Source organism: Patulibacter sp. NPDC049589, from assembly GCF_040675535.1.
GTDB lineage: Bacteria > Actinomycetota > Thermoleophilia > Solirubrobacterales > Solirubrobacteraceae > Patulibacter.
The window spans coordinates 1-5168 of sequence record NZ_JBFAPC010000254.1; the positions used below are offsets into that span (position 1 = coordinate 1).

Consider the following 5168-nt stretch of genomic DNA (forward strand, 5'->3'; position numbering starts at 1 on the left):
GGACGAGCAGGACCTGCCGTCCTGATCGTCCTCTCGTGGTGATCCGCTCCGTCATCTGGTGTACCGCCCCGGGACGGAGCGACCGTCTGCGGCGCGCCGCCGGCCGCGGCCGGTGACCCGTCGGCGGAGCGTGCGTCCCCCGTCGCCGGGGCGGTCGAACCGCCGGCGGGCCCCTCCCGATCCGGAGATCCGGGTACGCCTCCGCCGCCGGCCGCCCCGACGGGATCCGGACCGTCGGGCGTGCTCCCGGACCCGCTCACGGCGCCGGGGGCGCCGCGTCGGCGGCCGCCGGCCGCGGCCGGCGCGCAGGGGTCTTCGACCGCCGCAGCCGCAGCCGGGCGCGCCGGGCCTCCGGGCGCGGTGGCGCCAGCGCGCTGCCGACGGCGAGCAGCACCCAGAGCACAGGGTCCTCCAGGAACGCCGCGTAGCCCATGGTGTGCACGATCAGCGCGATCGTCATCGCCGCGATCGCCGCGCGGGCCGGCAGGTCCTCGGCGTCGCGGACGAGGCGGCGCAGCACGAGCACGAGCAGCACGAGGTAGGCGGCCAAACCGATCAGGCCCTGCTCCGCGGCGATCGTGATCGGGATCGTGTGCGACGCGTCGACGGCCTTGCGCTCGCCGGAGCGCTCGGCGCGGCGGTAGGCGACGGCGAAGCCGCCGGAGCCGACGCCCTCGATCGGGTGGTCGGCCCACAGGCCGATGCCGCCGCCGGTGAGCGTCACGCGGCCGGACGTCGCGTCGTCGGCGCCGCCCTCGTTCAGGCCCTTGATGTTCAGGGCGCCCGGCGCGGCGAGCACCAGCACGACGCCGACGAGCACGACGGCCACGAGCGACCCGAACGCCTTCCAGGGCCCGAAGCGCAGGCCGCCGAGGACGGTCAGGCCGGCCAGCAGCGCGAGGAAGCTCGTCTGCGAGTAGGTCGTGATCAGCGCGCCGAGCAGGATCGCCAGCAGCACGCCGGCGATCGCGACGGTGCGGCCGGCGCGCGTCCACAGCATCGCGGCGGTGATCCCGAGCATCGTCAGCGCCAGGAAGCGCCCGTAGATGTTCGGGTCGAAGAACAGCGAGTTGACCCGGAAGACGTCGTCGATCTGGTTCGACGCGATCACGCGCGGGTTCAGCAGCACGTGGTGCGTCGCCGCCTCGTAGAAGCCGACCCCCGCGAGCGCCAGCGCCACCACGACGACGACCCCGAAGGCCCTGGCGGCGAGCTTCGGCGTCCACGGCACGGTCCGCAGGACGACGTAGAGCAGCGCGAACGGCACGTAAAAGAACGCGACCTGCTCGACGGCCTTGCTCTGGTCGTCGGACCACCAGCTCTCGATCGCGTAGAGCACGACGAACAGCAAGAGCGCGACGTCGGCCGCGCCGGGGCGGCGGTCGCCGTCGGGCGCGTCGGGGTCGGCCTGCGCGCGCTCCCACGCCCAGGCCAGCGCGGCGGCGCCGGTGACGACGTAGAGCGGCAGCAGGAGGTTGACCGGCTGCCCGTCGCCGAGGTCCAGCGGCACGCGGAACGGCAGCACGAACGCGGCGGCCAGCGGCACGAGCAGCGGCCAGCGGCGGAAGATCCACGCGCCGGCGACGAGCACCACGAGCCCTGCGACGACGACGGCCGCGAGCACCGGCGGGTGGTCGCGCAGACGCTCGACCGGGCCGGCGTCCCAGACCTGCGCCAGGAGGATGATCGGCGCGCCGATCAGGGCGATCGCCATCGCCCCCGCCCGGGCGTTGGGGGACTTCAGCAGCAGCGCGAGCGCCGCCGCGAGGGCGACGGCCGTCAGCGCGAGAGTCGTCGCCATGTGCTGTCCATCAGCTCGGAGGTGTCGGGATCGGTGGCGAGGCGCCGGGCGAAGTCCGGGAGCCCGGTGCGGATCACGAAGCCGTCGCCGACCTTGACGGCGGCGATCAGCACGTGGTCGGCGCGGTCGACCGCGGACGCGACGACGGTGTTCTCGCCGGTGTCCTCGAGCGGCCAGCCGACGGGGTAGCCGTCGAACCGCCCGTCGCTGCCGTCGAAGAGCCCGATGTCGTCCTTGTCGTTCTGGACGGGGCCCTGCAGGCGGACGGAGCCGCGGCTCGTGAGGCCGAGCGCGTTCTCCGCCGTGAACGGGCCGGGCGACCGCAGCACCGCGCCGCTGCCGCTCTTCCGGAGGTCCACGGAGCGGCGCAGCCCGGCCGGGTCGAGCCCGGCGAGCGTCCCGCCGCCACGGACGAAGTCGCGCAGCTGCTTGCCGAGGTCGGGGCTGATCCAGCGCTCCTCGCCGACGAGCAGGACACCCTCGTGGCCCGCGATCTTCGGACCCTGGCCCAGCGCGAGCGCGAGGTCGGACGTCAGCTCGAAGCGCTTGCCGTGCCGGGCGAGCCAGGCGAGCGCGGGCGCGTCGCCGGTGTCGAAGCCGCGGGGCAGCGCGCTCAGGACCCGCGGCGCCCGGACGCGGCTGTTGCGGCTCTCCTCCGGGCCCGAAAGCGTGTTGGCGAGCCCGTCGCCGTCGTCGTCCAGGGGGTCGAGGCCCTGCCAGGTGAGCGCCGGCAGGACGACGAGGACGGGCTGCGCCGCGCGGTCGTTGGCCAGGGCGGGGACCTCGACGCGGTGCCCGTTCGCGGACACCGCCAGCCGGTAGAGCGCGCCGCGCTCGGAGCGGGTGCGGACCTTCAGGACCGGCGCGTCCGACGTCCCGCGGTCGACCGGGCGGCGCGTGCCGACGCGCCGCAGGACCCAGTCGTAGCGCTTGCCGCGCGCGTCGACGAAGAACGTCAGCCGGTTGCCGGCGGTGACCGGGGCGGGGTTGGCCTGGACGCCGATGTCGCGGACGGTGATGCCGCCCTTGCCGCGCAGCCGGCCGTCGTCCTCGGTGCCCGGCAGCCCGCCGCCGACCGCCGCGCGGGGGCCACAGCCGCGCACGCCGGCGCGGTCGCGGACGCAGACCTGGATCACGTAGGTGCCCGCCGGCGCGGGGGAGCCGTCCTCGAGCGTCCCGTCCCACGTGGCGGTGCCGGTGCGCGCGCGGTAGACGCGTGGCTGCCCGGCCGCGTCGGACAGCTGCGTACCCGACGTGTCACGCTCGATGCCCTCGACCTTCAGGTCCTTCACGACGGTCGGCGCGCCCGGGCCCGTGCGGACCACGCGGGCCGAGGGCTCCCAGCCGCGCAGGCGCAGGCTGGCCACGAGCGGCTTGCCGTCGACGGTCGGCAGGATCGCGCGGCCCTCGCCGGGAGCGCCGCCGGCGATCGAGATCCCGCGCACGCTCGGGCGCGGCGGGTCGGTGCGCAGCTCGAACGACTTCGTCTGCGCGACGATGCTGCGGCCCTCGTCCTCGAGGACCACCTTCAGCCGGTAGCGGCCGTCGGTGGCGACGCGCCCGGCGTCGTCCTTGCCGTCCCAGACGAAGCGGTTGCGCGTGTAGGCCTTGGCGTGGACGTCCGTCGCGAGCGTCCGGACGACCTGGCCGCCGGGGTCGACGACCTGGACGGTGATCGGCTGCGCGCGCTTGACGACGAAGTAGATCGCGAGCTTGTCGCGGTGCCCGTCGCCGTCGGGCGAGAAGGCGGGCGAGATGCCGATCCGCTGCAGCACCGCCGGCTGGTTCTTCAGCCGCTGGGCGAGGAAGAACGACGCGACGGTCGCGACGACGAGGATCCCGAAGACGACGCGGGCGGCGCGGGTCACAGGGCCTCGAGGTGGGTGTTGGCGATCGCCTCGTGCGTCGGACGGGTGCCGTGGAAGTGGCCGAGCAGCAGGCGGATCACGTTGCCGTGGCAGACGAGCAGGGTGACGTCGCCGTCGCCCTCGGCGGCGCGCGCGTCGGCGACCGCGGGCAGCAGCCGGGCGAGCTGGTCGGCGAACGTCTCGCCGCCCGGGGCCCCGAACGCGGGCTCGAGCCGGCGGAACGCGTCGTACGCGTCCTGGCCGTCGGTGGCGATGACGTCCGCGTAGGTGCGGTCCGTCCACAGGCCGGTGTCGGTCTCCGCCAGCCGCGGGTCGACCTCCGGCGCCATCCCGGTCCGCGCGGCGATGATCGCGGCGGTCTCCATCGCCCGGGTCAGCGGGCTGGCGATCATCCGGGTGACGTCGCCGCGCGCCGCGATGACGTCGGCCAGCGCGGCGGCCTCACCGCGGCCGTGGGCGTCGAGCGGCACGGGACCGCGTCCCTGGAAGCGGCCCTCGTCGTTGTACGCGGTGCGTCCGTGGCGAGCGAGCAGGATCATGCGGCGTGGAGAGCTTCGGCGGTCGGCGCGCGGGTCCTGCCGCCGACCGGATCCGGGCGGGAGGGGCTCCCGTCCGGGCGGACGACCGCGGACCGCCGCGGTCGTCGCCTGCGGGACCCTACGGAACCGCGGTCCCGCCGGTGCCGTCGCTCGTCCCGTCGCCGAGATCCCCGGTCTGGGGCGTGAGCTGGCCGCCGGTGGTCGACTGGGGTGTCGTGGTCGACGTGGCGCCGCCGGTGGAGGACGTGCCGCCAGTGGACGACGTGCCACCCGTGCCCGTCGTCGCGCCGCTGCCGGACGTCGTGGTCGGTGCCTTCTTGGCGGCGTAGTCCTTGCCGACGAGCACGACGAGACGGCTGCTGCCCGCGTTCGCGGCGACATCGTCGGTCATGCGCGCGAGGCGGGCGCCGGGGACGGTCTTCCTCAGCAGCTTCTGGACCGCCTGGGCGGCGAGCCGGTTCTGACGGGTGTTCGACGTCGACGAGCTGTCGGAGCGGTACTGGACGGTGGTCACGTCCTCGTACGCCGGAACGCCGTTGACCGTGTAGTTCGTCGCCTTGCTCATCTGCAGGCGCAGGCTCTGATCGATCAGGTCCGAGACGTCCCCCGCCAGTCCGCCGCTGCCCGACGCGTTGAGCACGAGCGTCGTCATCTCGGTCGGCGGATAGGGCTTCGACGGCGACTTCGGCTTCGGATCCGGATCCGTGCCGCCGGGAGCGCTCTTCGCGCCCGTGCCCTTCGGCCCGTCGCTGCCGCCGCCGATGACGCCGAACGCGAAGAGCAGCGCCAGCAGCACGACGACGCCGACCACGGCGACGCCGATGATCTGACCGATCGAGCGGTCGGGCCCGGAGTCCCGCTCGCGCTCGCGGGCCGTCGCCGCGGCGCCGGCGGGCGTGGACGCGCGTGGTCCGCCGGCGGCGGAGGCCGCCGAGAGGACACGGGTCGCGCCCGGGGAGC

At 75.2% G+C, this 5168-nt stretch carries 4 protein-coding genes; all 4 read right to left on the bottom strand.

Annotated features, from left to right (window positions below):
• Positions 1–256: 256 nt before the first annotated feature.
• Positions 257–1801, bottom strand: a complete 1545-nt coding sequence (locus tag AB0L40_RS26340) for an O-antigen ligase family protein (RefSeq protein WP_364361538.1) — start codon at positions 1799–1801, stop codon at positions 257–259.
• Complete coding sequence (locus AB0L40_RS26345; protein WP_364361540.1) at positions 1780–3669, bottom strand: FlgD immunoglobulin-like domain containing protein; 1890 nt, start codon at positions 3667–3669, stop codon at positions 1780–1782. The genes AB0L40_RS26340 and AB0L40_RS26345 overlap by 22 nt, the downstream gene beginning before the upstream one ends.
• The gene (locus AB0L40_RS26350; RefSeq protein ID WP_364361542.1) at positions 3666–4208 is read right to left on the bottom strand and encodes a histidine phosphatase family protein; all 543 of its coding nucleotides are present in this window, start codon (positions 4206–4208) and stop codon (positions 3666–3668) included. Before AB0L40_RS26350 ends, AB0L40_RS26345 begins: the two co-directional genes overlap by 4 nt.
• A 118-nt stretch (positions 4209–4326) precedes the next feature.
• The coding region (locus AB0L40_RS26355; protein ID WP_364361544.1) for a LytR C-terminal domain-containing protein at positions 4327–5168 on the bottom strand (842 nt) is incomplete at its 5' end.